The 24,561-nt window shown below is 58.3% G+C and carries 23 protein-coding genes, 16 tRNA genes, 1 rRNA gene and 1 pseudogene; 7 read left to right on the forward strand and 34 right to left on the reverse strand.

Annotation, left to right across the window (positions count from 1 at the left end; genetic code table 11):
• Nucleotides 1–218: 218 nt before the first annotated feature.
• The 8 genes from DLM86_RS27840 to DLM86_RS27875 all read right to left on the reverse strand — a co-directional run bounded on the left by DLM86_RS27840 (nt 219) and on the right by DLM86_RS27875 (nt 5,861).
• Complete coding sequence (locus tag DLM86_RS27840) at nt 219–926, reverse strand: GntR family transcriptional regulator (protein WP_110843341.1); 708 nt, start codon at nt 924–926, stop codon at nt 219–221.
• Nucleotides 927–1,181: 255 nt separating this feature from the next.
• Nucleotides 1,182–1,826 carry a response regulator gene (locus tag DLM86_RS27845; RefSeq protein ID WP_110843342.1) on the reverse strand — a complete coding sequence of 215 codons (645 nt, stop codon included), beginning with the start codon at nt 1,824–1,826 and terminating at the stop codon, nt 1,182–1,184.
• Nucleotides 1,792–2,856 (reverse strand): sensor histidine kinase, encoded by a 1,065-nt coding sequence (locus tag DLM86_RS27850; RefSeq protein WP_110843368.1) that lies wholly within the window; start codon nt 2,854–2,856, stop codon nt 1,792–1,794. Before DLM86_RS27850 ends, DLM86_RS27845 begins: the two co-directional genes overlap by 35 nt.
• A 56-nt stretch (nt 2,857–2,912) precedes the next feature.
• Nucleotides 2,913–3,560: a cell wall-active antibiotics response protein LiaF gene (liaF, locus tag DLM86_RS27855; protein ID WP_110843343.1), complete on the reverse strand. Its 648-nt coding sequence runs from the start codon at nt 3,558–3,560 to the stop codon at nt 2,913–2,915.
• A 128-nt stretch (nt 3,561–3,688) separates the two neighbouring features.
• Nucleotides 3,689–4,381, reverse strand: a complete 693-nt coding sequence (locus DLM86_RS27860; RefSeq protein ID WP_110843344.1) for a PspA/IM30 family protein — start codon at nt 4,379–4,381, stop codon at nt 3,689–3,691.
• A gap of 3 nt (nt 4,382–4,384) precedes the next feature.
• Nucleotides 4,385–4,834: a PspC domain-containing protein gene (locus tag DLM86_RS27865; RefSeq protein WP_110843345.1), complete on the reverse strand. Its 450-nt coding sequence runs from the start codon at nt 4,832–4,834 to the stop codon at nt 4,385–4,387.
• Nucleotides 4,831–5,505: a PspA/IM30 family protein gene (locus DLM86_RS27870; protein WP_110843346.1), complete on the reverse strand. Its 675-nt coding sequence runs from the start codon at nt 5,503–5,505 to the stop codon at nt 4,831–4,833. Before DLM86_RS27870 ends, DLM86_RS27865 begins: the two co-directional genes overlap by 4 nt.
• Before the next feature lie 56 nt (nt 5,506–5,561).
• Nucleotides 5,562–5,861 (reverse strand): LiaF transmembrane domain-containing protein, encoded by a 300-nt coding sequence (locus DLM86_RS27875; RefSeq protein WP_110843347.1) that lies wholly within the window; start codon nt 5,859–5,861, stop codon nt 5,562–5,564.
• Nucleotides 5,862–6,189: 328 nt separating this feature from the next.
• Here DLM86_RS27875 and DLM86_RS27880 point away from each other — a divergent pair, with 328 nt between their 5' ends.
• Nucleotides 6,190–6,708, forward strand: a complete 519-nt coding sequence (locus DLM86_RS27880; RefSeq protein ID WP_110843348.1) for a hypothetical protein — start codon at nt 6,190–6,192, stop codon at nt 6,706–6,708.
• A gap of 72 nt (nt 6,709–6,780) precedes the next feature.
• Here the strand turns inward: DLM86_RS27880 and DLM86_RS27885 are convergent, their stop codons facing one another.
• Nucleotides 6,781–7,476 (reverse strand): DUF4386 domain-containing protein, encoded by a 696-nt coding sequence (locus DLM86_RS27885; RefSeq protein WP_110843349.1) that lies wholly within the window; start codon nt 7,474–7,476, stop codon nt 6,781–6,783.
• A gap of 248 nt (nt 7,477–7,724) precedes the next feature.
• The gene (locus DLM86_RS27890) at nt 7,725–8,189 is read right to left on the reverse strand and encodes a MarR family winged helix-turn-helix transcriptional regulator (protein ID WP_110843350.1); all 465 of its coding nucleotides are present in this window, start codon (nt 8,187–8,189) and stop codon (nt 7,725–7,727) included.
• Between the two features lie 119 nt (nt 8,190–8,308).
• Here DLM86_RS27890 and DLM86_RS27895 point away from each other — a divergent pair, with 119 nt between their 5' ends.
• Complete coding sequence (locus DLM86_RS27895; RefSeq protein ID WP_110843351.1) at nt 8,309–8,836, forward strand: hypothetical protein; 528 nt, start codon at nt 8,309–8,311, stop codon at nt 8,834–8,836.
• A 166-nt stretch (nt 8,837–9,002) separates the two neighbouring features.
• Here DLM86_RS27895 and DLM86_RS27900 read toward each other — a convergent pair whose 3' ends face one another.
• Nucleotides 9,003–9,356: a VOC family protein gene (locus tag DLM86_RS27900; RefSeq protein WP_110843352.1), complete on the reverse strand. Its 354-nt coding sequence runs from the start codon at nt 9,354–9,356 to the stop codon at nt 9,003–9,005.
• 37 nt (nt 9,357–9,393) lie between these two features.
• A complete protein-coding gene (locus tag DLM86_RS27905; protein ID WP_245954975.1) occupies nt 9,394–10,569 on the reverse strand; it encodes a GNAT family N-acetyltransferase in 1,176 nt (391 codons plus the stop codon).
• Between the two features lie 375 nt (nt 10,570–10,944).
• Between DLM86_RS27905 and DLM86_RS27910 the strand changes: the two genes are divergently transcribed.
• The 3 genes from DLM86_RS27910 (at nt 10,945) to DLM86_RS27920 (ending at nt 15,877) form a co-directional block, all read left to right on the forward strand.
• On the forward strand, nt 10,945–12,180 hold the full coding sequence (locus tag DLM86_RS27910) for a C40 family peptidase (protein WP_110843353.1): 1,236 nt from the start codon (nt 10,945–10,947) through the stop codon (nt 12,178–12,180).
• A gap of 255 nt (nt 12,181–12,435) precedes the next feature.
• A complete protein-coding gene (locus DLM86_RS32870; RefSeq protein WP_110843354.1) occupies nt 12,436–12,528 on the forward strand; it encodes a sporulation protein YjcZ in 93 nt (30 codons plus the stop codon).
• A 121-nt stretch (nt 12,529–12,649) separates the two neighbouring features.
• Nucleotides 12,650–15,877 (forward strand): ATP-binding protein, encoded by a 3,228-nt coding sequence (locus tag DLM86_RS27920; RefSeq protein WP_110843355.1) that lies wholly within the window; start codon nt 12,650–12,652, stop codon nt 15,875–15,877.
• A gap of 96 nt (nt 15,878–15,973) precedes the next feature.
• Here DLM86_RS27920 and moaA read toward each other — a convergent pair whose 3' ends face one another.
• The 4 genes from moaA to DLM86_RS27940 all read right to left on the reverse strand — a co-directional run bounded on the left by moaA (nt 15,974) and on the right by DLM86_RS27940 (nt 19,824).
• Nucleotides 15,974–16,978 carry a GTP 3',8-cyclase MoaA gene (gene moaA / locus DLM86_RS27925; protein ID WP_110843356.1) on the reverse strand — a complete coding sequence of 335 codons (1,005 nt, stop codon included), beginning with the start codon at nt 16,976–16,978 and terminating at the stop codon, nt 15,974–15,976.
• A 138-nt stretch (nt 16,979–17,116) separates the two neighbouring features.
• Nucleotides 17,117–18,055, reverse strand: coding sequence for a sensor domain-containing diguanylate cyclase (locus DLM86_RS27930; protein ID WP_158289694.1), 939 nt, complete (start codon nt 18,053–18,055; stop codon nt 17,117–17,119).
• Nucleotides 18,056–18,071: 16 nt separating this feature from the next.
• Entirely contained in the window at nt 18,072–19,079 is a 1,008-nt protein-coding gene (locus tag DLM86_RS27935) for an HD-GYP domain-containing protein (RefSeq protein ID WP_110843358.1), read from the reverse strand.
• 61 nt (nt 19,080–19,140) lie between these two features.
• Nucleotides 19,141–19,824, reverse strand: a complete 684-nt coding sequence (locus tag DLM86_RS27940; protein ID WP_110843359.1) for a response regulator — start codon at nt 19,822–19,824, stop codon at nt 19,141–19,143.
• A 148-nt stretch (nt 19,825–19,972) separates the two neighbouring features.
• On the opposite strand from DLM86_RS27940, the pseudogene DLM86_RS27945 reads away from it, so the two are divergent.
• Nucleotides 19,973–20,323, forward strand: a pseudogene (locus DLM86_RS27945) (response regulator); the annotation flags it as partial.
• A 238-nt stretch (nt 20,324–20,561) separates the two neighbouring features.
• Here DLM86_RS27945 and DLM86_RS27950 read toward each other — a convergent pair.
• Complete coding sequence (locus DLM86_RS27950; protein ID WP_110843361.1) at nt 20,562–21,680, reverse strand: Gfo/Idh/MocA family protein; 1,119 nt, start codon at nt 21,678–21,680, stop codon at nt 20,562–20,564.
• Between the two features lie 180 nt (nt 21,681–21,860).
• On the opposite strand from DLM86_RS27950, the gene DLM86_RS27955 reads away from it, so the two are divergent.
• A complete protein-coding gene (locus tag DLM86_RS27955) occupies nt 21,861–22,739 on the forward strand; it encodes an AraC family transcriptional regulator (RefSeq protein WP_245954976.1) in 879 nt (292 codons plus the stop codon).
• Nucleotides 22,740–22,870: 131 nt separating this feature from the next.
• Here the strand turns inward: DLM86_RS27955 and DLM86_RS27960 are convergent.
• The 17 genes from DLM86_RS27960 to rrf all read right to left on the reverse strand — a co-directional run bounded on the left by DLM86_RS27960 (nt 22,871) and on the right by rrf (nt 24,553).
• A tRNA-Leu gene (locus DLM86_RS27960) sits at nt 22,871–22,950 on the reverse strand.
• An 8-nt stretch (nt 22,951–22,958) separates the two neighbouring features.
• Nucleotides 22,959–23,032: transfer RNA gene (locus DLM86_RS27965), tRNA-Arg, on the reverse strand.
• A 15-nt stretch (nt 23,033–23,047) separates the two neighbouring features.
• Nucleotides 23,048–23,121: transfer RNA gene (locus DLM86_RS27970), tRNA-Cys, on the reverse strand.
• 11 nt (nt 23,122–23,132) lie between these two features.
• Nucleotides 23,133–23,207, reverse strand: a tRNA-Gly gene (locus DLM86_RS27975).
• A gap of 36 nt (nt 23,208–23,243) precedes the next feature.
• Nucleotides 23,244–23,315, reverse strand: a tRNA-Gln gene (locus DLM86_RS27980).
• Nucleotides 23,316–23,330: 15 nt separating this feature from the next.
• Nucleotides 23,331–23,406 (reverse strand) — tRNA-His (locus DLM86_RS27985).
• Between the two features lie 15 nt (nt 23,407–23,421).
• Nucleotides 23,422–23,495: transfer RNA gene (locus DLM86_RS27990), tRNA-Trp, on the reverse strand.
• Between the two features lie 34 nt (nt 23,496–23,529).
• Nucleotides 23,530–23,615: transfer RNA gene (locus DLM86_RS27995), tRNA-Tyr, on the reverse strand.
• Between the two features lie 5 nt (nt 23,616–23,620).
• Nucleotides 23,621–23,696 (reverse strand) — tRNA-Thr (locus DLM86_RS28000).
• Between the two features lie 41 nt (nt 23,697–23,737).
• Nucleotides 23,738–23,813: transfer RNA gene (locus DLM86_RS28005), tRNA-Phe, on the reverse strand.
• Between the two features lie 34 nt (nt 23,814–23,847).
• Nucleotides 23,848–23,924, reverse strand: a tRNA-Asp gene (locus tag DLM86_RS28010).
• 7 nt (nt 23,925–23,931) lie between these two features.
• Nucleotides 23,932–24,005: transfer RNA gene (locus tag DLM86_RS28015), tRNA-Met, on the reverse strand.
• Between the two features lie 16 nt (nt 24,006–24,021).
• Nucleotides 24,022–24,097 (reverse strand) — tRNA-Val (locus DLM86_RS28020).
• 70 nt (nt 24,098–24,167) lie between these two features.
• Nucleotides 24,168–24,239 (reverse strand) — tRNA-Glu (locus tag DLM86_RS28025).
• A gap of 18 nt (nt 24,240–24,257) precedes the next feature.
• A tRNA-Ser gene (locus tag DLM86_RS28030) sits at nt 24,258–24,345 on the reverse strand.
• A 3-nt stretch (nt 24,346–24,348) separates the two neighbouring features.
• A tRNA-Asn gene (locus DLM86_RS28035) sits at nt 24,349–24,424 on the reverse strand.
• Nucleotides 24,425–24,436: 12 nt separating this feature from the next.
• A 5S ribosomal RNA gene (gene rrf, locus DLM86_RS28040) occupies nt 24,437–24,553 on the reverse strand.
• Nucleotides 24,554–24,561: the final 8 nt, after the last annotated feature.

The raw sequence follows: 24,561 nt of genomic DNA on the forward strand, positions 1-24,561 counted from the left end.
AACCAAATGACAACCTTCAAATGGAAGAGGATCACCGGTAGTCCGTCTTTTCCCTTACCTCTTTCTCGCCCGATTGGATTTGTCCAATAGCCGAACCTCGACCGGAGCAAACTCCGACCTGCGATTGGATTTAATCCAATGAAAAGGTTCCATATGAACCCGACTCGTTTCGTTCGAGGCCCGAACAAAAAGAAAGACAGGCTCCCGCCAAGGGCCTGTCATAGCCACAGCTTCTCGTCGTATTCGACGGGCTGCTCCTTCTGCTCGTTCAATTGGACGAACTCCCGGTACGACCGGAAAATATGACGGCGCATCGTCTCCTCCGCATGATCCGGGTCGCGCCGTTTGAGCGCTTCGATCAGCTCCAAATGCTCGTCCACCTCCTTGCGCTTGGTCGACTTCGTGCCGAGCAGCCGGTTGACGAGCGAAATTTGGAACGAGATCGATTGATACATCGAGATGAGCCGCGTATGGTTGGACATCTCGATAATGGTGCGGTGAATATGCGACGAGTCGTGAAGCAAAAACTTCACCGAATCGTCATGCAGCTTCCGCTTCATCTGCTCGTAGAACGATTCCAGCTCGGCGATCTGCTCGTCGGTCGCGTTCCTGGTGGCGAGACGAATCGCAAGCCCTTCCAGCATCGAGCGCACCGAATAAATTTCGAACACGTCCTTCATATCCAACGTGCGGACCATCGGACCCTTGTTCGGCACGATCGTGATGATCCCTTCCCCGTGCAGATGCCGAATCGCTTCCCGCACCGGCGTCTGGCTGACGCCGAGCTCTCGTGCCAGCTTCGTCTCCACGATCCGGTCGCCCGGGTTCAGCTCTCCTCCGATAATTTGCTGCTTGATATATTTGACCAGCTCTTCGCTAATGTTCTGCTTCTGGATAATGAGCGGCGTCGTATTCGGTCGGTCCATCGGACAACTCCGTCCTTCGTCGGCGTATTTCCGCTAAGCGGCTGCACATTCTATAGATCATAGTATATAACATATATTTTCATGTCAAACGCCAATAAGCCCTCACCGGAGATGAGAGCGTGCGGAAGGCGTGAGCAAGCGGCGATGAAACGTCCCTGTCGTTCTTAAAGACTCGGTTTGCGAAAACAATCGGTCCGATCCGGTCCTCGCGTTCCGTTCCGCCCGCCGGACCGACGGGACGCCGGAAGAGCCCCTTTATTCGGCGATGCCGTGCTTGAACGCGTAAATGGCCGCCTGCGTCCGGTCATCGACGCCAAGCTTCGCCAATATGTTCGTGACGTGGAACTTGACCGTCTTGATGCCGATGAACAGCTCGTCGGCCACTTCCTGGTTCGATTTGCCGGCGGCGATCAGCCGCAGCACTTCCATTTCCCGGTCGGTCAGCTCGTGATGCGGCTCGGCGGCCGGCTTCGGCTGGCGGAACCGGTTCATCATCTTCGCCGCCACCTGCTGCTCGAGCACCGACTGTCCTTTGACGGCCGCACGGATCGCTTGTGCGATTTCCGAGGCGCGCGACGTTTTGAGCAAATAGCTGAACGCGCCCGCTTCGATAACCGGGTACATTTTCTCGTCGTCCAAAAAGCTCGTCAGCACGATGACCTTGATATGCGGCATTTGCTGGAGCAGCTTGCGGGTCGTCTCGATGCCGTCCATCCCTTCCATGACCAGGTCCATCAGGACGACGTCGGGATTGTACTCCTGGGCGAGCCGGATGCCTTCCGCGCCGTTGCTCGCTTCGCCGACCACCTCGATTCCGTCCTCGGTGCCGAGCACGGCCGCCAAGCCGATGCGCACCATTTCATGGTCATCCACCAACAGCACTTTGATCTCCGATTCCATCGGTTGCTCCTCCTCCATCTTCTTCGGTCAAAATGGGCACGCGGATTTCGATCCGGGTTCCTTTGCCCGGCGCGGTGACGAACTGGATCGACCCGCCGACCTCGTTGATCCGCTCCTTCATCGACTGCAGGCCGTACGACGCGTGCTTCTTCTCGTCCAGCTCGAAGCCGACGCCGTTGTCGCGGATCGAGAGACGGATGCTGTCCCCCGGCCGGTACAGCTTCAGCTCCATCTGCGTCGCCTTCGAATGGCGCAGCGTGTTCGACAGCGCCTCCTGCACGATCCGGAACAGATGGTCCTCGATGCCTTTCGGCAGCCGGATCCCCTCGTCCATATCCCAAGCGATCTCGATCGGCACCTTCGCCTGCAGCTCCTGCAGCAGCTCGATGAGCCCTTGCGACAGACGCTTGCCCTCCAGATGGACCGGCCGAAGATGGAGCAGCAGCGCCCGCATCTCCGACTGGGCGACGGAGGACATCTCCTCGATCAGCGCGATTTGCCGCTTCGCCCGGTCGAAATCTTTGTCCAGCGTCCGGCCGACCGCCGTCGCCGTCATCGAGATCGCGAACAGCTGCTGGCTGACGGCGTCGTGCAGCTCTCGCGCGAGCCGCTGCCGCTCCTCCACGACCGCGGTCAGCTTCGCCTTCTCCGCAAGCTCGGCGTTGTTCGTCGACAGCCGCTGGAGCGACGTGACCTGCTCCTCCCACTTCGTGCTGATCCGGCCGAGCTGGTCGGCGATACGCCCGATTTCGTCCTGGCCGAGCGGCGGGATCGGCCGGAAGTTGCCTTTCTCCAGATGCAGCATCGCGTCCTGCAGCAGCTCGAGCCGGCGCGTCGTCCGGCTGCTCGCCCAATAGCCGTATCCGGCGCCCGTCACGGCGACGATGCCGATCAGAATAAGACTGATCTTGATGCCTTCCTTCCAATCGGTGAACGGCCTTATGTAACCGTAATAATTAAGCACGTAAACGACCGTACCGAACAAAAAAAGGCTGAGAAGGATCGACTCGCCCATGCTGCGCCATATCATGTTCGTCAATTTTTTGTTCAAGCCCGACCCTCCTCGCAACCCGATGCGCAGTCTATTTATACGATCTTGATGTCGATATCCCCTACGAGATACGACACCAGGAGCTTCACCTTTTGATCGCTCGTCTCGTAGTTCGGCGATTGCCAAACCACTTTGTTGACGAGCCCGGTCTCCTTCTCGTTGCCGACGTTGATTTGCCCGACGAGCGCGGAAGCTTGCACGCTGACGCCGAGAAACTCCGGCACGACGATGTCGACGTCCCCGAACACGCCTTGCAGGACGATCGTCGTTTCCTTCTGGTCGAGCATGACGAGCGACATGTCCATATAGATCTCGCCGACTACGTTCCACATGCTCGTATTTTTCAGCTCCCACGGCTCCTTGTCCCGCTTGAAGCTCTCGAGAATGCTCTGCTTCTGGGTGTAGGAATCGTCCCGGTGCGCCTGCTTCGACTTCATATAGAACAGTCCGAGCGAGATAAGCACCACGGACAGGATAAACGTGAAGTGGCTGCTGAACACGAGTATGACTCCGACGGCGAGCAGCACATAACCGGTCTTGTCCGGGGACGATCGGATTTTATAGATGCCGAGGGCGATGAACAACAGGGCGGCAATGGTAAAAAAACTGACGTAATGCTCGATCAAGATGAACAGCCCCGCCGCGATGAGCACGATTGCCGTGTTGCGGTTGCGATTTTCCATTGCCGCACCTCCTTTGCGTTCGCCTTGTGCCCGAAGCGGTATACGGGAAAAGCCATAGCGCGTTTCGCTCCGCCCTATGGCTTTGTTCCCTGATTAGAATATCACAATTCGTCTACCGCTTCAAAAGATTATTCGGCGGCTGCGCTGTTCACGGACAGCTTTTCTTTCAATGCGAGCAGCTGCTCGTCGATTTTTTGCTGCTTCGCCGCGTCGATCGTCTTGACCGATTGGAGCGCGGACGCCGGGACGTAAGGCGTGCGGGCGATTTCGGCTTCGACCTCGAGCTGGATGATTTTCTCCTCCATCCGTTGGAAGCCGCGGGACGCGTTGCCGGATTCGATCGAATTCGTCGTCGTCACCTGCGCCATTTGCTTCTTCGCCTTCGCGAGTTCCGCACGGCTGGCCAGCTCGTTGCGCTTGTTGCGCATTTTGTAGAACTCGTCCTTCATCGCGTGCAGCTGCGACATCAGCTCGTCGGCTTGGCCTTTCGATTGCGTATGCATGTCGGAATATTCGACCGTCTTCTGATCGTAGTACAGCTTCTCCTCGAGCGCCTGGCGAGCGAGCGCCTCGTGGCCGTTTTTGAGCGCCTCGGCCGCTTTCGCCTCGCGGTCCGCACTGAGCCGAACCGATTCGTTCAACCGCTCCAGCAGCTTGCGCTCGTTGGCGATTTGACGGGCGACCGTCACTTCGGCTTGAGCGATTTCCTCCTCCATGTCGCGGATGTACTGGTTCAGCATGACGACCGGGTCCTCCACCTTATCCAACAGCTCATGCACCGATGCCTTCGTCATATCCTTGATCCGTTTGAAAACTCCCATTGTTTACACGTCTCCCTTCTCGTATTTGGCCAGTTTGGCCTTCAGGTCTTGTATTTCGTTCCACATCGCTTTGCTCTCGATGTCCTTCATCATGTGATCGATATTCGATTCCGTCTGCGGGACCGCAGCCGGAGCCGCTTTCGGAGCCGCCGCGTAGCCCGCCGCGCCGTTGAAGCCGTAGCCGCCCGGGGTAGCGGTGTAGCCCGTATGGCCGGCGCCGTGACCGTAGTGCGTCCAGCCCGCGCCGCTCATCAGCGGATTGTCGAACGTCGGCTCCTTCGGGATGACGAGCGCCGCGATCAGGTAGATCGGAATGAGGGCGCCGCCCGTGAAGAAGGTCGTCACGACGATGACGAGCCGCAGCAGCGTCGAGTCCACGTTCAGCAGCTCGGCCAAGCCGCCGCATATGCCGAACAGCTTTTTGTCCCGCTGGGAACGGTACAGCTTCTTCATTTCAACCAACCTTCCTTCTCCAGCTTGTTGCGCAGCTGGGACAGCTCATGCTCCAGCGTTTGCTGCATCGCGCTTCCCGCATGGGCGAGCTCCCGTCCGAGCTGGCGGACGTCCCGCAGCGACTTTGCTTCGATCTCCAGGTCGGAGATGCGCTCCTCGAGCCGGCTGAACGTCCGGCCGTTGACCCCGGGGTAGCCGCCGCGCATCGATTCGTTCATCCGTTTTTGCAGCCGGACCGACTCGAGGCGGGCCATGTAATATTGCCGTTTGCTCAGCACTTCGTCGAAATCTCGCTTGTACTGGTCGATTTGCTCCTCCAGCTCGACGATCGCCTGCTTGCTTTGCTCGTACAACCCTTTGAACTGCTCGTACTTCTCTTCCTGCAGCAGCTTCTCTTGAAGCGCCATCTTGGCGACGTGCTCCTCCCCCGCTTTCAGGGCGATCATCGCTTGCTGCTCGCGCTTGTCTCTCAATTGCTCCGCCGAAGCGACTTGCTGGCGAAGCGATCCGGCGTGCGCCATCATGTGGCAGTGCAGCTTCTCCGATTCTACGATTTGTTCCTTTTGAGCCGCCAAGTATTGATCGATCAGCTTGATCGGGTCTTCCGCCTGCTCCAGCCGCTCGTTCAGCGTGGCGACGGTGATGTCTCTCATCCGCCTCATCAGGCTCATCGGGCATCCTCCTTTTCGATTGCGAATCTATGTGTAAGTACCGGCATATCGGGCGATTATAGCATGCTTTGCTTCTTCTTCAGGATCGTGATGCCGAAGTAGATCAGCCCCGCCGCGAAGAGGATGGCGAACAGGCCGGAAAACTTGCCGATCAGCGCGAACAGGCCGATTACGAAGATGACCCATCCGAAAAACTTGCTGCCGTTCCGGATTCCGAGGTACCCGAGGCCGAGCATCGCGACCGGGAGCAGGTAGCTCATCAGGTGGCCGATGCCGAATCCGACTTTGCCGAGCAGGATCAGCGCACCGCAGGCGATCAGAAGAATCGCGAGTCCGCTGTTTTTGTTCAGTTTCATGTGTTCACCGCCTTTCGTGTATGTCGTTCGCTTATGTACTCATTGTAGGCGAATCCGGGGTCGGTCAAAACGGACCCGCGACGGTTTTTGACACTGGACCTAGGTCGGGCGCCGAAGACCGTCTCGAGGTACCGCCCGTTACGACCCGCGGACGGCCCGTCCGCCCGCGCCGCTGTGCGGATTCCGCGCCCGGACCGGCTTCGGCCGATACACCGGCGCCGCATAAACCGGCGATGTCGGGGAAACGGTAATCGTAGCGAACGATGTCCGGCTATGGAAGATACGGCCGCACAAGTACGGCCTGCGCATTCGAAAGGAAGAGACGAGGATGAACGGAAGCGATGCGAAGCAAGCAGCCGGTCGACGGCTGCTCATAGGGTGGTTGGCGGTGGCGCTTGCATGCGCGCCGGGCGGGGAAGCCGCGGCGGCCGTCTCGGCCGGGATGCCGTCGGCCGGGGCGGAATCGGCGGCGGAAAGCGCCGGTCGGGCGCCCGAGCCCGCGCAGCTGTTCGACGTAAGCCGGGGCGAGGTGATCCGCACCGCGCCGAATACGCCGGAGCTGCGCCGGGTGGCCGCCTCGTGGATCGCTTCGATCCGCGGCGTTTGGGGCGGGCTCCGCCCCGAGCCGCGGAGCGGCTATATCGTGAAGGTGCCGTTCGAGCCGCCGTTGTTTACGGACAGCGTTTGGTACCGGGGCGAAGTAAAGGAACTCTACGCGATGTGGGATCCGAAGGCGCCGGGAGATACGCGGCTTCTGCTGCTCGGGCGGGACGGCTCCGTTCGCGTGTTTGTCATCGGCGCGAATGTCGGGCCATACGTGGAACGGTTCCGGACGGAGGGACGTTAGCGGGAAAACATGCAGGTATTTCGAGCGATTGCCCGAATCCGGTGCTTTTAGACGGAAACCCTCGATAAGGTATCAAGAGACGGAATCCCGTTCCGTTGGGTTAAATCCTTTACCGATTAGCCATATCGCCAAAACCAATTGCTGAAAGGCGATCGGAATGTTCAACATCATGTAGGCTGCATCCAGACCGATGAAGCGTATCATAAACAATAAGCTTGCCGCTATGGACAATGCCGATCCAAGAAGCCCCCAAACCGACAACCAGCGTGGAACCAATCGAGCCTGGTAAAATATGCGGTTAAACAAGAACATAGCCCATACAAACGACAGTGTCGTTGCCACATGGTTTACCAAATCGCGTCCTTCCCGCAGCAACCCGCCCAGGACCTGGAAGTACGATATATTCGGAGCTCCGCCTTTTGCGAATTCTTGGCTTAAGGTCAATAGCAGCAGAAGAACGATGACTCCAATAATAATGAACACACCCGCAATGATGCCGAAAGCGACGGATCCGAGAGCCAAGCCTTGATTATGCTTTCTTAGAATCGGATACAGCAAAATGGGAATACCGGCATAGGCAGCCACCATTAACAGCTGGAAAAACGCACCTATTAGTACCTGACTGCCATTGGCGGAAGCTTCGACGAGGTAATCCGCCCCATCGATAACCGGAACGACGCTTCCTATACCCGTAACGAACCCGGCTATTAGCAGCACCCCGGCAATTACGGCGGACCTTCTACCCGAATTTCTACTCTTCCTCATCATTAAGAGCCTCCTTGGAATACCTACCCTGGCGGAAGTTTGCGGAGAAGGCGGCTCGAGGAGCGAATGCGGGGAGGTGCTGCCGCTATTTGCCATGGTCGGTCAGAATGGTCATTTCGAAAAAGTTCACGGAAGAAATATATTCTTGGATCCGTGAATGATGCCGATTGGAACCGTCCGCGGGGGGGATGCTGGTCCGCCTTGCATTGTCTCTGGGCAAATCGGCGGCCAATCGCATCTCTCCCTAGGTTTTATTTTTTGAGCTTCAACGTCTCGTTCCGGGTAATATCCCGGCTCCTTTCGAAAAAGTCGAAGAGGAGCTTGATTTGTTCGTTATCATACTGCTCGAGCATCGCTTTCATCGATTGTCCGAACGATTGCAAGTGCGCCATGATTTCGCCCTCCGCCTTTTCCATATGGACGCGGACTATCACTTTTCTGCGATCTTCCGGGTCCTTTTCACGGAACACATACCCCGCTTTTTCGAGGCGGTCTATCACTCCCGTAACCGTTCCGGTCGTCAGCCCCGTCAAATCCGAAAGCTTCCCCGCCGTAATCGGTTGATTCCGCAATATAATGTCCAAGCATTTATGGTCCGTCGAGTTTAATCCGAGCTTTTCGGCCACGGCTTGATGAAACAAAATGGTATCGGTGCTGAAATGCCTCAATTGTTCATTGAGAAGGTGGAGCAGATTTTCCCTTTCGTTTGTTGACATCGGAAAACCTCCCTGCTTATAATTATCTTATCTCGCGAGATAAATAATTTATCTCGAGAGATAAAACACCTAAACCCATTATACCATTTCACGTCCGAACAAAAAAAGGAGTGTGCGTCATGTCCAAAAAATTTACGCAAAATCAAAAAAACGGGTGGCTCATTTCCCATCTGCTGTTTACCGCGATGTGGATCGGAGGCGGCTGTACCCAGATTGTCATGATTGTTCTCATTCACCTGACGTCGAGCGGGGAGTTCCTGTACGCGGCGCATTCCTTCATGCATATTTTCGACCTGGCTCTCATTATTCCGGGCGCGTTAGGAGTCGTCATTACGGGGATCGTCCTGTCCGTGCGGACCCATTGGGGGCTGACGAAATATTATTGGATTATTTCCAAAGAAGTGATCGCATTGATCCTTATCGCATCAGGAGGCGTACTCAACATCTGGGTGCAGGATGCCATTCGGATTACGCTAACCGAGCGGATGGCCGCCCTTAACAGCCCTGCGTATTTGCATGACCGGCTTATGCTTCTTCTTTTCGGTGCGGGCCAATTGCTTTTACTGGTAACCGTCGTGCTGATATCCGTCAAAAAACCGTGGGGCAAGCGGAAAAACAAAGGTCTTGCCGAAGCGGCAAGACCGTAATCAAAGCTTTTCAAAGCCCGGGAAGGTCGAAGACCGCCCCGCCGCATAAGGATGGCTTTTCCCTGCGGGACCGTTTCTGGAAAGCTTAAAGAGCCCCGAAGGGCTCTTTCGGCTCCGTTCACGGTTACGCCTTTGCTTGCATACCCGAAGGCGCCGCTCGAATCAGTCACTCGGCGTGAGCCAAAACGTTGACGAGCTTGCCGAACGGGTCCCGGACGTAAAACCGCCGCACTCCCCAAGGCTCGTCGGCCGGGCCGTATTCGATCGGAAACCCGGCCTCCTTCATGCGGGCAAGCGCTTCGTCGACGTCGTCCACTTCGATCGACAGGTCGGGCGTCGGCGTATTCGAGCCCCCTTGCGAGGCAAAGCTGATCTGGACGTTCATCTCCCCGCTTGCGCCGTATGTGGCGATCCAGCCGTGGTCCATCCACAGCTCGAGGCCGAGCGCATCCCGGTAAAATCGGGCGGCGTCCTCGATCCGGTTCGTCTCGATATTCGCAACGATTCGTTTCACCTTCATCAATCCGACCTCCTCAGCCCGCTTCCGTCAGCGGTGCTTAATAGTAGTCCGGGAAATATCCGATCCGATCCGGCACGAGCCGCTCCCACCGCTCCGCTTCGCCGGCATCACCCGCGAGCAGTCCCGCGCGATGCAGAAAGCGCGGCCGCTTGTACCCCATCAGCATCGCCGTCATCGTCCCGATACCGCATGAAGCGACGGCCGTCCCGTCTTCACCCGGCGCCGGCTCGACCGTCGCCCGTCCGGACGGATCGACGGCCAGGCGGAACGTCCCGTCGTTCCACGGTGCTAGGGGATCGGCCAGCTTGACGACCAGCCTCTCTTCCCGTCCCGTAGCGACGAACGGATATCCCTCCGCGAACGAACGGAAATCGACGATCCGGGCCATGAAATACGGCTCCGTCTCCTGCCCGATTCGCGGGTCCGGCAGCAGAAACGGCAAGTCGTCGTCGGCCGGAGCGGTCAGCTTGACCGTATCGCACATCGAATCGTGGTTGGCGATGAACCGCCATAGCGCTTTTCGCGCGGCCTCGTCCGAGAAAGCCATCTCCCCGACGTCCATCACCCGCTGCTTGACCTTGTACAGCACATACCCACGCGGCTCGCCCGTCCCGTCGAAGTAGACGGCGGCCTGTCTCCCTTTTTGCCTGAAAACCGTGTGAACCCACCAGGCTTCGTCGCGGATGAGCGTCCCGTTGTACTGCCGCGCGTATTTGTCGTATACCCGGTTCAGCAGCGCCCAGTCGCCGTCCGTCCGTTCGATCCGCCCCTCGCCGGTATCGAAGGCCGGCAGCTGACCCGCGGTCAGCTCGTACTTCTTGTAATCGGCGTACAGCTCCCAGCCGTATTTGCGGTAAAACGGCACCGAAAACGGATGGAGGCACGACAGCGTCTGCCCGTCCTCTTTCATTTCGCGAAGACCCCGCTCCAGAAGCTGCGCCACCATCCCCCGGCGCCGGTGCTCCGGCCACGTCGCCACGCTGGCGACTCCTCCCATGCGCACGGGAACGCCTTGCACGTACATGCGCATATCGTGAATGTGCATTTTCGCCGCCATCCGTCCGTCGACGAAATACCCCCAGATCCGATCCGGGTTCATCCGCCGCTTCCGATCCTCTCTCTCCTCCGGCGTTACGTCGTATTGAAAGGCGAAGCAGGACAACGTGATGCTGTCGTCCAGCTCTTCCGGCTTCAACGTGCGAATTTCGTTCACGACCGTCCTCCTTTCCGCGGGCTCCGTCTCGTCCGTCTGCCCGACTTTCCATCGTTGCGTTACGGGCACGAAGCCCGCGCAATAAAAACGGTACTAAAGTCACCGACACAAATTCGAAGAATGCTTTCGGCCGAATTTCGACAAAATTGATTCGAAAGAACTATAACCCGGTCGTACTCGAGAAGGTTGCCTCCGAATTCCCCGCATCCGGGTACCCAAAATAACGGCTCGACCGGCCGTTTTTCGCGGGCGGCTGTCATTTTTTACAACTAAATGGAGGACAAGCGATATGTTATATTGTGGGTGTAAGCGTTGCAACCGACGGAACCGGTTCCACCGTTCGACAATCGCATACGTCCAAGAGGAGGCGTTTTCATGAAGAAAAAGCTTTTGACCGTTGGCACCCTGTTCGTCCTCGCATCGTCGGTCCTCCCTTCCGGCGCGATGGCCGCCTCGACCCCGGCGACGGCCGCCAAGGCGAGCGTCGTGCAAACCGTCAATTTCCGGACAGGGCCGGACACCGACTCTTCCCGAATCCGGTATTTGCAGCCCGGCGAAGTGCTGGACGTCTTGTCCGTCGTCAACGACTATTGGCTCAACGTCCGCGACGCCAACGGCCAAACCGGCTACGTCAGCTCCTCGGATAAATATGTGGAGCTTCAGCCGCCCCCCGTCCAGGCCGAGCCGAACGGCACGATCGTCAGCTCCGTTTCGTTCCGGACCGGGCCTTCGACCGATAACGAGCGGATCCGCTACCTGCAGCCGGGCGAAGCGGTGTGGATTACGGAGAAGACGAACTCCTATTGGTACAAAATCACCGATAAGAACGGCGTAACCGGCTATATCAGCACGAACGCGAAATACATAAGCACGACGTTCGGCCAATCCGCCGAACCGAACGAGACGTCCGACGAAGATACGAAGGAAGAAGCGGCGTTCCCGGCAACGCCGAACGCGACCGTCGTCAAATCGGTGTCGTTCCGTGCCGGCCCGTCCACCGACGACTCCCGGATCCGCTACCTTCAAAGCGGCGAGAAGCTGCTCATCATCGACAAGCCGAACAGCTATTGGTACAAAGCGATCGACCATAACGGAACCGTCGGCTACGTCAGCACGAGCCCGACTTACATCGACAGCCAATACGTGGAGGCGTACAAGCAATTGGACCCGGCCGTCGCGGTCGAGAAGGTCATCGATGCGGGCATGGAATATTGGGGAACCCCTTACGAGTTCGGCTCCAGCCGCTATACGACGACGACGTTCGATTGCTCCGATTTCGTCCGGCAATCGTTCCTCGACGGCATCCGTCTGCAGCTGCCCGGCGATTCCCGAAGCCAAGCCCAATACGTGAAAGGGATCGGCAAAGCGACGACCGACTGGCGTCAGCTGAAGCGCGGCGACCTGATGTTTTTCATGTCGTATCAAGGCTCGAAGGCGTCCGACTACAGCGGAATCGACAAGTCGTCCGCCCGGGTGACCCACGTCGGCATCTACTTGGGCAACGGCGAAGTGCTTCACACCTATTCTATCAGCTCGGGGGGCGTTCGAACAGACAGCATCGTCGGCAAGAGCTGGGAGTACCGCTTCCTGTTCGGCGGCAGCGCGTTTTGAGGTCGACTCCACCGCCGCAAGCTCGAGAAAAAATACCGGTTTTCGTTCGGCGGAGCGCGCCGCAAGGCGGCTCTCCCCACGAAACGAACCGGCTGCAGGGCCGTCCGTTCGCGGGCGGCCGTTTTTCGTTTGCTCCAAGACCCGGAATCGGAACCGGTTTTCCGAAATCCGGGCGCCCCACCCGGGCATCCGTCCATACCGCGATCCGGTACAGCGAATATGGTATATTATCTGTTCCGGAAAGGAGGATGCCGAATGAGTGCTGTTGGCGGTTACTTCACAACGACGGGTGTAATTCTGGTTCTCTTCATCCTGCTTGTCATCGTTAGCCGTGCGGGGTGGATCTAAGCGACGCTTCACGCGACATCCTGACGAGGCCGGAGAACGACATGTTCTCCGGTTTTCTCCTATTTTATGCTAAAATAGGGTGGTAACGCCGCCATTATTCGACACCCCACCGAGGAGAACGATGAACAAGAGGCTCAATCCGATCATTACGGCCGTCGTGCTGCTGCTTCTTACCTTGGCCGTCTATTCGCCTTTTCAACCGGCCCACTCCCCCCCCCCGAAAGCGGAGCGAGGCGTCCTGGACGCATCGTCGTGGAACTTCGGCCGGTCCGGCCCGATCCAGCTGAACGGCGAATGGGAGGCGTACTGGAGCCGTCTGCTCGAGCCCGGCCGGATCGCCGGTGCGGACTGGCCCGCCCCCGATTACTTCACCGTACCCCAAGCGTGGGACAAGCAAGCTTCCGGCTCCCGATCGCCGGCCGGCTTCGGCTATGCGACGTTTCGGCTGACCGTCCATCTGCCGGAAGGAGCGGATCTGCTGGCGCTGAAGGTGCCGGCCATCGCCTCCGCCTACCGCCTATGGGTAGACGGACGTCCCGTCGCCGAAAGCGGGCGCGTCGGTCCCGCGCGCGACGAGATGGAGCCTGACGAGTCGGTACAAACCGTCGCGTTCCATGCCGCGGGACCGAACGCCGAAATCGTCGTCCAGCTGTCTAATTTCGTTCAGCGCAAAGGCGGCATCTGGGAGGCGATCGAGCTCGGCCCGGATAAGCTCATGACCGAACGGGCCGTTCGCGCGAGCGCGTTCGAGTCGTTTTTGTTCGGCTGCCTGCTGCTGGCCGGCCTTTATCATTTCGGCCTTTACTTATACCGGAGAAAAAACAAGCTCGCCTTGTTTTTCGGATTGTACTGCCTTATCACGTGCATTCGCATTTTGTTCGTCGGGGAAATGTGGATCGGCCGAATCGCCCCCGATTTCCCTTGGGAGCCGGCCCGCAAAATCGAATACGCGACGATGCTGGCCGCTCCCCCCGTCTTCATCCTGTTTTTGTACCACGCTTTTCCGGCCGAAATATCGAAGCGTTGGGTCCGGTATACCCAAATCGGCGCGGCCGTCTCCATTACGACGGTGCTCGCGTTCCCCGCCTCGGTTTATACGCGGCTGTTGTACGGCTTCCAGGCGTTCATGCTGGCCGCCGTTCTTTACGCGCTCTTCGCGTTCGTCCAAGCGATCCGACGCCGCCGCAACGGCGCCGTCCCGTTCGCGGCGGCCGGCGCGATCTACGTCGCCAGCGTCGTCAACGATGTGCTGTATTACGACGGCTTGATCGGGACGGGCAGCTGGTCGCCGTACGGCCTGCTCGTCTTCGTTCTTGCCCAAAGCTACATGCTCGCCCGGACGTTCTCCGGCACATTCGACTTCTTGAACCATACGTCCCAAGAGCTCCGCGTCCCGCTCGGCACGATCGTCGGCATCGCCGAATCGATGCTCGAAAGCGCGGCAACGGGGCTCGGGCCCGCGCAGCGTTCGAATTTGTCGGTCATCGCGGAGAGCGGCAAAAAGCTGGCGGCGCTCGTCGACGACCTGACCGACTTTTACCAGCTTCGCGATAAAACGGTCGATGCGCTGCTCAAACGGCCGGTCGATTTGCAGCAAATGACACAGATCGTCCTCTCCGCCAACAAATCGCTCGCCGCCGGCCGCAACATCGGGCTGCTCAACGCTGTCGGTCCGGACATTCCGTACGTCTCCGCCGACGAATCCCGCCTGCAGCAGCTGCTTGTCCATCTGATCGCCTACTCCGCCCGGCAGATCCGTTCCGGCCTCGTCTCGGTATCGGCACGGGAACGGGGCGCCATGGTCGAGGTGGTCGTCGCGGCCGAAAGCGCTCCGCCGACGCAGGAGCAGCCGCACGAGCTGCGCGAGACGGACGCGGCCGTTAAGCCCGGAGCCGGCGATACGGAATATCATCTGGCGACGACACGCGAGATCGTCGAGCTGCACGGCGGCGAATTTGTCGCCGAGCCGACGGCGGAGCGGGGGATGACGTTCCGGTTCACGCTGCCGCGCGCCGAGGCGCACGCGATGCCGGATGGCGACATCGACCAAGGCTTGCGCACCCTCGATCATGTAATCGCGCACATGGGGCGCGATCACGACACGGGCGGGAGGACGGCGCGCATCCTGATCGTGGACGACGATCCCGCCCAGCTCCAGCTACTCTACAATCGGCTGTCGCCCGAGTCGTATTCGGTACTGACCGCGACGACCGGGCAGCAAGCGATCCGGACGATTCGCGAGACGCCGGGAATCGACCTCGTCATTCTCGACGCGATCATGCCGAAGATGTCCGGGTTCGAGACGTGCCGCACGATACGGCTTCACTATTCGATGCTGGACTTGCCCATCTTGATGCTATATTCGAAAAAGCAGCAGGAAATCGTCTATGAAGGGTTCGACGCCGGCGTCAACGATTACATGATGAAGCCGATCGACAAGAAAGAGCTGCTCACCCGGGTCAAGACGCTGCTCACGTTGAAGCGGTCGATTCGCGAGGCGACGCGGCACGCCGAGGAGCTGGAGAAGCTGAACCGGAGGCTGACCGAGTGGAACAACGGCCTCGAGGAGAAAATTGCCGAGCGGACGTTGTCGCTGCAGCGTTCGAAGCAGCAGCTGGAGACGATGAACGAAAACCTGGAGCGAATCGAGCGGTCGCGCATCCGGCTGTTGACCAACGTGTCCCACGATTTGCGGACGCCGATCACGTCGATTCAAGGCTACATCGAAGCGATATTGGACGGGGTCGTCACCGACCCGGACGAGACGAGCAAATATTTGCGGCTCATCCATTCGAAGTCGCTGACGCTGAACCGGCTCATCCAGGATCTATTCGAGCTGGCCCAGCTCGAGTCCCGCCAAGCGGCGTTCCGGATGCGGGAAGTGCCGGCGTCCGCTCTCGTCCGGCAGGTGAAGGAGAAGTTCGAGCTCGACGTGAACGCCCACGGCGTCCGGTTCGAGGTCGGCAGCACGCTGTCCCATCCGGTCATCCTGAACGTCGATCCGGACCGGCTCGATCAAGTGTTCGCAAACTTGATCTTCAACGCCCTGAAACATTCGAAGCTGGACGGGACGATCTCGATCGGCTTCGAGAAGCGAAGCGGACGCGCGTTCAAGGACGACCTGCTCGTCAAGGTCGCGGACACCGGGACCGGTATCGCCCAGGAAGATTTGCCCTACATATTCGACCGGTTCTACAAAGGAACGCCGCGGAACAATTCCAACAAAGGAAGCGGCCTCGGGCTCGCGATCGCCAAAGAAATCGTGGAATACCACGGAGGACGCATATGGGCCGAGAGCGAAGTCGGCCGCGGCTGCACGATCTGCTTCACCCTGCCGATCTTCTACTAAAACGCCGGGATGCCGCCGCGTACGGTCTTCCGTAGCCGCCGATCCGCGAGAGTGGATACCGCGGGCGGCGGCGCATCGGCGCCATGCGGCTCCGCTTCAGCCTCCGATCTGAGACATGCGCCGGGTCGTCGGCGTATGCGACTGATCCTCCCGAGCGAGCGCCTGCGCCATCTCGTGATTTTCCGGCTTGATGTCCAGCGCGCGGAGAAACAGCCGCTCGATCGCCTCGTCGTCCCCGATCGCCTTGCGCACGTTGAATTCGTCGGTCCAATACAGGCACGGCTTGATGTTGCCGTCCGCCGTCAGCCGCAGCCGGTTGCACGTCTGGCAAAAATGATCGCTGACCGGGTGGATCAGCCCGAACGAACCGCGCGCGCCGGCAATCCGGTAATTGCGGCTCGGTCCGTTGCCGTACACGGCTTCCGTCGGCTCGGCCGTCCAGCCGAGCTCGGCGCAGCGCTCGAGCACCGCCGACAGCGGCAAATACCGGCTGCGCCAGCCGTCGTCGTCGTGCCCAATCGGCATGTATTCGATGAAGCGGACCGTCAGGGGGCGCTCCATCGTCATCCGCAGAAAGTCGCCGATCTCGTCGTCGTTGATGCCTTTCATCAGAACGACGTTCAGCTTGATCGGATCGAACCCGACACGCTCGCTTGCCTCGAGGCCTGCCAATACTTTCCGGATGTCGCCGCCCCGCGTGACGAGTGCGAACCGGTCGGCCCGAAGCGAGTCGAGACTGATATTGACGCGCGTCACCCCGGCTTCGCGCAGCTTCTCGGCCCGCGGCGCCAAATGGATGCCGTTCGTCGTAAGCGCGATGTCTTCGATGCCGGGTATGGCGGACAGTATTGCGACGAGCTGCTCCAACCGTTTGCGGACGAGCGGCTCCCCGCCGGTCAAACGGAGCTTGCGCACGCCTCGCCGCGCCAGCACCCGGACGACCGCCTCGATTTCCTCGAACGTCATGATCCGCTCGTCCGGCTCGAACTCCATCCCTTCCTCCGGCATGCAGTACACGCAGCGCAGGTTGCACCGGTCCGTCACGGAAATGCGCAAATAATCGTGCACCCGCCCGAACTTGTCGACGAGTCGGTTGTCCATACGCTTCCGCCCCCCTTCCGTCTCTCGAATCCGTTTCTAGTATTGTATCACCTTTCCGGCCGTTCCGACACGTTCCCCGCCGGTCTGGAAGAAAAACGAAAAAACAGCCCGTTCCCCACAGGCTGTTTGACGGACTCGCTAGTTCGCGGAGCCCCCCTCCGGCATCGCCGGGTCATAAAAGACGAAATTGTTGCGGCCGGAGCCCTTCACGCTGTACAGCGCCATATCGACATGCCGGAGCAGCGTGGTTGCATCCTCCCCGTTCTCCGGATAGACGACGATTCCCCCGCTGACGGTCGCGTGGAACTGATGGCCGTGCGATTCCCACGGCGCGGAGATGGCGGCCAAAATGCGCTTCGCGACTTTATCCACGTTGGCCGCGGAATCGACCGTCGGCAGCAGAACCGTAAATTCGTCTCCGCCCATCCGCGCGACCATGTCGATTTCGCGAATGCACCCCTTCACCCGTTTCGCGAACGCCTTCAAAAACTCGTCCCCCGTCTCGTGTCCCATCGTGTCGTTGATTCGCTTGAAGTCGTCGATATCGAGGTAAAGCAGACCGAGCAGACCGCGGTTGCGCTTCGCCTGAGCGAGCGAGTGGAGCAAATGCTCCTTGAACAGCCGGCGGTTCGGCAATCCGGTCAACGAATCGTGGAACGCCATCGTGCGCAGCGATTCCTCCGTCCTTTTCTGCTTCGTAATGTCTTTCGTCAATACGGCGATATAGGAAAGATCTTCATGATCCCCCGCCATCGGGATGCCGGTCGATTCGACCCAGATCCAGTCTCCGTTGTCCGATCGATACTGGTATTGAGCCGAGAACGGCTTGCCTCGCGCCTTGACCCGAAAAAAAGCCCGGGTCACGTCGTTCCGGTAGCCGTCGTGAACGCGCTCCAGAAGCTCGCGGACGGTAGGCGGCGCCGACAAAACCGGATGATGCGAAACGGCATGCGCGATTTCGCCGGAATCGTAGAGAATGATCATCGTATCGGCGACGGCTTGCAGCAGATGACGCAGCACGTCGCTTCGCTCCAACAGCTCGGACGCGGCTCGCCCGAAAGTATCGTTTCGTTTCATGTCCATGGCGTCCTCCCTATCCGACAAGCCGATCGATATTCAGCTCGTGCCGCTTTCGCAGATCGATATATTCACTCCCGGCCAAAACCGTAGGGTTGATCGGGTCTCCCGCATGCACGATCAATATTCTCGCCTGCCGTCCGTCCGTGAGCAGCACCTCGCTGCCTACGGACATGTCCATCATCCGTTGGACGAATACGTTGCAGATGACCGGGTCGAGCTTGCCGAAGCCGTCCGTCACCATTTGCTGCATCACTTGGTAAAATGGCGTCGCTTCCTTGTACACCCTTTTGGACGTCATCGCGTGAAAGACGTCGGCGACCCCGACGATTTTGCTGAAATAGGCGATCTTGCTCCCCGGGATGCCGTGCGGGTAGCCTCGCCCGTCCTCGCGCTCGTGATGCTGAAGCGCTACCAATGCGGTGACCGGGTCCACGCCGGCGGTGTTGCGGATAATATCGTAGCCGAACACCGTATGCTTTTTCATAATCGCATACTCTTCTTCCGTGTAGCGTCCGGGCTTGTTCAGAATATCGTCGTGGATGCGGATTTTCCCCACATCGTGAAGCGTTGCCGCCGTCGTCAGCTGGCCGAGCTCTTCCTCGCCCATCTTCAGCCACTTGCCGATCAGCGTGGCGATGACGCCGACGCCGATATTGTGGCGGTACGTATAGTCGTCCTTGGCCTGCAGGCCCGACAAAACGCTGTACAGACTCGGGAACTCCGACGCCTGATGAATCGTCGGGATGATATTCCGTCGCACTTCCTCGATCGGCACCGACTCTTTGCGGCGCATATAGTGGAACACTTCCCGAATTTCTTCCGTCGCCCGGAAAATGAGCGGCTCGTTGGTCGGTTCTTCGGAGGCGTCCACCAGCTCCAGCCGATCGAGCGGGATGTGATGTCGTCGAATAAACTCGGCATGCTCCCTGGTTAACACGGTGTCGCCGGGAATCAACACGAGGCCGTTCCCCATCATGAGGTCTTTTTTCAGTTTGCAGCCGATCAGGTTATCGATTTCCACTCGGGTACACCTACCTGACCGCTTGTCTTTTTTGAAGTACAGACCCGCCAATATCCCTTCTTCAACCGTTGGGAACGGCGGACCGCCTTAGCTCTTTGTCCTGCAAAACTAAAATCGCGTTCGGACGATCACGGACGCCGATTTTGCCGTAAATCGAACTGATGTAATTTTTGACGGTGCCTTCGCTGAAATTGAGCGCCTTCGCGATTTGTCGATTGTTGTAGCCTTGTACGAGCAGCATCGCGATTTGATTTTCCCGTTCGGAGAGGGCGATCCCCCGGCTTCGCCACCGGTTGGCCAGCAGCTCCGAATGCGTCGAGGCGAACAGGCCGGACAGCTTGGTCGCGAGCCTGGCCGCGATGACGGCCGGCACCATCAGCTCGCCCTTCGCCGCGTCCCGTACCGCATTGACGAATTTCACGCCTTGCATGTCCTTGAGCAGGAAGCCGCTCGCCCCACTGGCGAAGCCGTCCACGATATTTCCGTCGTCCGCGGACGTCGTCAGGAAGAGGACGACCGTATCGGGATAATCGCTCTTGATTTTGCGGGTGGACGCCATGCCGTCCGCCTCCGACGTCCGAATGTCCATCAGGACGACGTCCGGCCGATGCCGCGCGACCAGCTCGTACGCCTCCGCTCCGCTTGCGGCTAGCGCTACCACTTCCATATCCTCCTCCGGATCGAGGATCATCTTCAACCCTTCGCGCATGAGCGTCTGTTCGTCGGCAATCAGGATTCTAGGCATCCGGTCTCGCTCCTTTTGTCCCAAATGGTGGAAATTTCAATGACCGCAATCATGACCCCGGTCACTGGTCAACCGGGTCTTCATGCGCTTTAATGGAAGTGCACCATTGCCATCGCATCACGGATTCGCGAACGGAGGAGGGCTCGGTATGCCCAAAGTCATGATCGTGGACGATGCCGCTTTTATGCGGGCGATTATTAAAGATATCGTGGTCGAGCTCGGCTGGGAGGCCTCGGAGGCTGCCGGCGGCGCGGAAGCGGTCGCCGTATACAACATCGTCAAGCCGGACCTGGTCACCATGGATATTACGATGCCGGAGATGGACGGCATTACCGCGCTGCGCAAGCTGATCCGGCTCGATCCGGGCGCGAAGGTCGTCATGATCTCCGCCATGTCCCACCATCATCAGGTCATCGAATCCGTCCGGGCGGGTGCGGTCGATTTCATCGCCAAGCCGCTGTTGAAAGATCGCGTGAAGCTCGCCTTGGAGCGGGCGTTATCGCGGAAAACGACAAAACCGGCCGGCGAGCGTCCTCACTATTCGACAAAACCATCCGCGACTGCATCCTATTGACATCATTATATCGTTTTTTCCAATCCGTTAGTTAAAGGCCGAATCAAAAAAACTTTAAAGAAATTTCAAACAAGCGATAACGAAACCGACCTTCTTTCCGACAAAAAGAGCCGCCCTTCCTTCGAGAAAGGGCGGCTTTTGGCCATTGTCCGACTGGCTTGCGTTATTGCCAGCTTATCGATTGGAACGTACCGGTTTCCGCGGATTGCTTCGCTTTCAGGCACAGCAGCGCACTGTCCAATCCCGCTTCGAGCGGGCTGACCGATTCGGCCTCGTCGCGCATCAAATCGATATAATTTTGCGCGAGAGCCGCGTCCCCGCCGAAATGATCGTTGGTCGATTCGAATCGGTGCGTTTCGACGCGCGCGCTTTGGTGCAAAATCACTTTAACCTCGTTCGTGTAGAAGTCGAAATCGACCGTTCCTTTGTAGCCGATGAATCGGGCTCCACGGGCCGCCGCCGAACGCCGCGCGAAAAAGTTTTGCGAATACGACACATGCATGCCCGTGTCGTACCGAATGAGCGCGCTGCCGGAATCCTCGTTGCCGGTATCTTCGGCGAAGCAGCAATATTCCCAGTTGTTGTTTTTTTCGTGTCCGTGGACGAGGCTTTCCGGACAAGTCCGGTTTTCGTCGCAATCGACGCATTTCAAGCCCGCCGGCTTCGTGCCCTTGAAAATTTGCTTCGACGTCATGGCGCATACTTGCGTCGGCTTCCGCCCGAGCACATAGTTGATATAGTCGAAGTCGTGGGTCGCCTTCTGCAAAAACAGTCCGCCCGTCTCGTTCTCGTCGCGGTACCAGTTGTGGAAGTAGACGCCTCCGTACGGCACGTTATTGACGGCCTGCACATGCTCCACCGTACCGATTTTGCCGGAATCGATAATTTCCTTGACCAGCTGTACGATCGACGTCACCCGCAGCGGAAACGAGACCACCACCTTGCTTTTCCCGGCCTCATACCCCGCTTTGAGTCGATGGACATCGGCCATCGTAGTGGCTACCGGCTTTTCCAGAAACAGCGGAATGCCGGTCGGCAGCACCTTCAACGCCATGTCCGTATGCAGCGAGCAGCGCGTTCCGATCAACACTCCGTCCAGTCGTTCTTCCGCCAGCATCTGTTCCGGGGTGGCGTACTGTCGCACCTGCCCCGCCTCGCTCGGGCCGAGCGCATCTTGACGAATGTCCGCGATCGCCTCGACGACGCATTCGGCATGTTGTTTTCGGATCGATTGGATGACCGACTTGATCCGGCCGCCGTAGCCGATTACCCCCAATTTCATCGGTGACGCCTCCTTTTGGTAGCGTAGCGCTAATGGTTACACCCCCATTGTAGAAACAAACGGCCGGCAAATCTTTGTCTCATCAGCCGAAATTTTTGCCATGATCGCGTAGCGGTTGTCCGCTTCCGGGAGAGCGGGTAATGCGGTATGATGAAAAGAAAAGCCGTCCCGAGGAACCGTATGATCACTTTTCAAAGAACCCGGCTTCAACCGGCGATCGACATCCCGAGCATTATTACGATGTACTATTTCGAATTCGGCAAGCATTACGTCTTCCGCGGAGAATCCCACGACTTTTGGGAGTTTTTATATGTGGATAAGGGCGAGCTCGAGGTGTGGGCCGACGACCGCTCTTACCGGATCGGCCAAGGGACTATCATTTTCCATAAGCCGAACGAATTTCATCGCTTTTACGCGCAGAACGACAAAGCGCCCAACGTCATCGTCATGACGTTCGATTGCCGCTCCGATGCGATGAATCGGTTCGCCGACGCGGTGATTCGTCTTGACGATGAGGAGCGCAATCTGCTTGCGTGTGTCGTCAAGGAAGGGATGGCGGCGTTCGAGTTCCCGTTCCGGCATCCGTTGGTTCGTCGAGAAGACGCTCCGATCGGAGCGGAACAGATGGTGCGAATGTATCTCGAAACGCTGCTGGTGCGCCTGCTGCGCCGGGCGGACGCTTGGTATTCGGAGGCCAAACCGCTCGTCCTGCCGGCCAAGGCGAAGGACGACGACGACGTGACCCGCCGGACGATCGATTTGCTTCGACGATCCATCGGCTCTCCGGTGACGCTTGCGCAGCTGAGCGACGCCCTGGGCGTCTCCAAGACACATTTGAAGGATGCGTTCAAGCGCAACACGGGACACAGCGTCATGGAATACTTCGCCCTGCTCAAGATCGAGCAAGCGAAGCAGCTCATCCGCGAAGCGTCGTGCAACTTTACCGAGATCGCCGCCCTGCTCGGCTTCAGCAGCGTGCATGTCTTCTCCAAGGCGTTCAAGCGGTCGACCGATATGACTCCTTCCGAATACGCCAAGTCCGTCAAAAGCAGGCTCTAGCGCTTTAGGCACGCTCCAACGCCGGGAATGCGGGCCGGCACGGCCGCATTGTCTTCGCACGGATTCCAAGAAGCAGTAGCCAAATAAAAACAGAGCGCCCAAGATCATACGATCTTGAGCGCTCTGTGCGATGCCGGTGAAGGGACTCGAACCCCCACGGTTTCCCTCACGATTTTGAGTCGCGCGCGTCTGCCAATTCCGCCACACCGGCAAAAGAAGCGTGCCCTAAGAGATTCGAACTCCTGACCTTTTGATTCGTAGTCAAACGCTCTATCCGGCTGAGCTAAGGGCACATATGAAAACGATTGTGGAGGCGCCACCCAGATTCGAACTGGGGGTAGAGCTTTTGCAGAGCTTTGCCTTACCACTTGGCTATGGCGCCGAAAATGAAAATGGAGCGGACGACGAGATTCGAACTCGCGACCCTCGCCTTGGCAAGGCGATGCTCTACCACTGAGCCACGTCCGCATGAAGATTGCCGCTTTGGCGCACAATCTGGAAAACCTGGGGATCTAGGATTCGAACCTAGGAATGACGGAGTCAAAGTCCGTTGCCTTACCGCTTGGCTAATCCCCAATACTGAGTAAAAAATGGGGCGATCGATGGGACTTGAACCCACGAATGCCGGAGCCACAATCCGGTGCGTTAACCCCTTCGCCACGACCGCCACGCTGTATTCGACTGGCAGGGGCAGCAGGAATTGAACCCACACTAACGGTTTTGGAGACCGCTGTTCTACCTTTAAACTATGCCCCTATATTGGATCGGTAATACCGAACGTAATTAAAAATGGTGGAGGATGATGGATTCGAACCACCGAACTCGTCAGAGAACAGATTTACAGTCTGCTGCGTTTGGCCACTTCGCTAATCCTCCATGAATGGTGCCGGCGAGAGGACTTGAACCCCCAACCTACTGATTACAAGTCAGTTGCTCTACCAATTGAGCTACACCGGCTCATGCTTGGGTTCGCACCGACTTCGCCGTGCTAACCTAAGTGGTGGCTCGGGACGGAATCGAACCGCCGACACGAGGATTTTCAGTCCTCTGCTCTACCAACTGAGCTACCGAGCCTCATGATTATGAGGTTGTCATGTCAAGAACATAATGGCGGAGCTGACGGGATTCGAACCCGCGGTCTCCTGCGTGACAGGCAGGCATGTTAGGCCTCTACACCACAGCTCCATGTTCATTGCGGGGGCAGGATTTGAACCTGCGGCCTTCGGGTTATGAGCCCGACGAGCTACCGGGCTGCTCCACCCCGCGTCAGTAAAAAACGATATGGTGGACGCTGACGGGATCGAACCGCCGACCCTCTGCTTGTAAGGCAGATGCTCTCCCAGCTGAGCTAAGCGTCCATAATGTTAAAGTCACAATGTTTAATATAACAAATCTTCATCCAAAAAGCAAGTGTTAATTAAGAGAAAGTGACCCGTAGGGGATTCGAACCCCTGTTACCTCCGTGAAAGGGAGGTGTCTTAACCCCTTGACCAACGGGCCATGCTAAAGTTGTTGCTACGGAGAGAGAGGGATTCGAACCCTCGAGACGCTTTTGACGCCTACACGATTTCCAATCGTGCTCCTTCGACCACTCGGACATCTCTCCATATGGCTCCCCGAACAGGACTCGAACCTGTGACAACTCGGTTAACAGCCGAGTGCTCTACCGACTGAGCTATCAGGGAATAAGGTAACCCGCTTGGCAACGTCCTACTCTCCCAGGACCCTGCGGTCCAAGTACCATCGGCGCTGGAGGGCTTAACGGTCGTGTTCGGGATGGGAACGCGTGGATCCCCTCCGCCATCATCACCAAACGGATTGC

It is taken from the genome of Paenibacillus flagellatus (genome assembly GCF_003217775.1).
In the GTDB taxonomy this organism is placed as follows: domain Bacteria; phylum Bacillota; class Bacilli; order Paenibacillales; family NBRC-103111; genus Paenibacillus_AB; species Paenibacillus_AB flagellatus.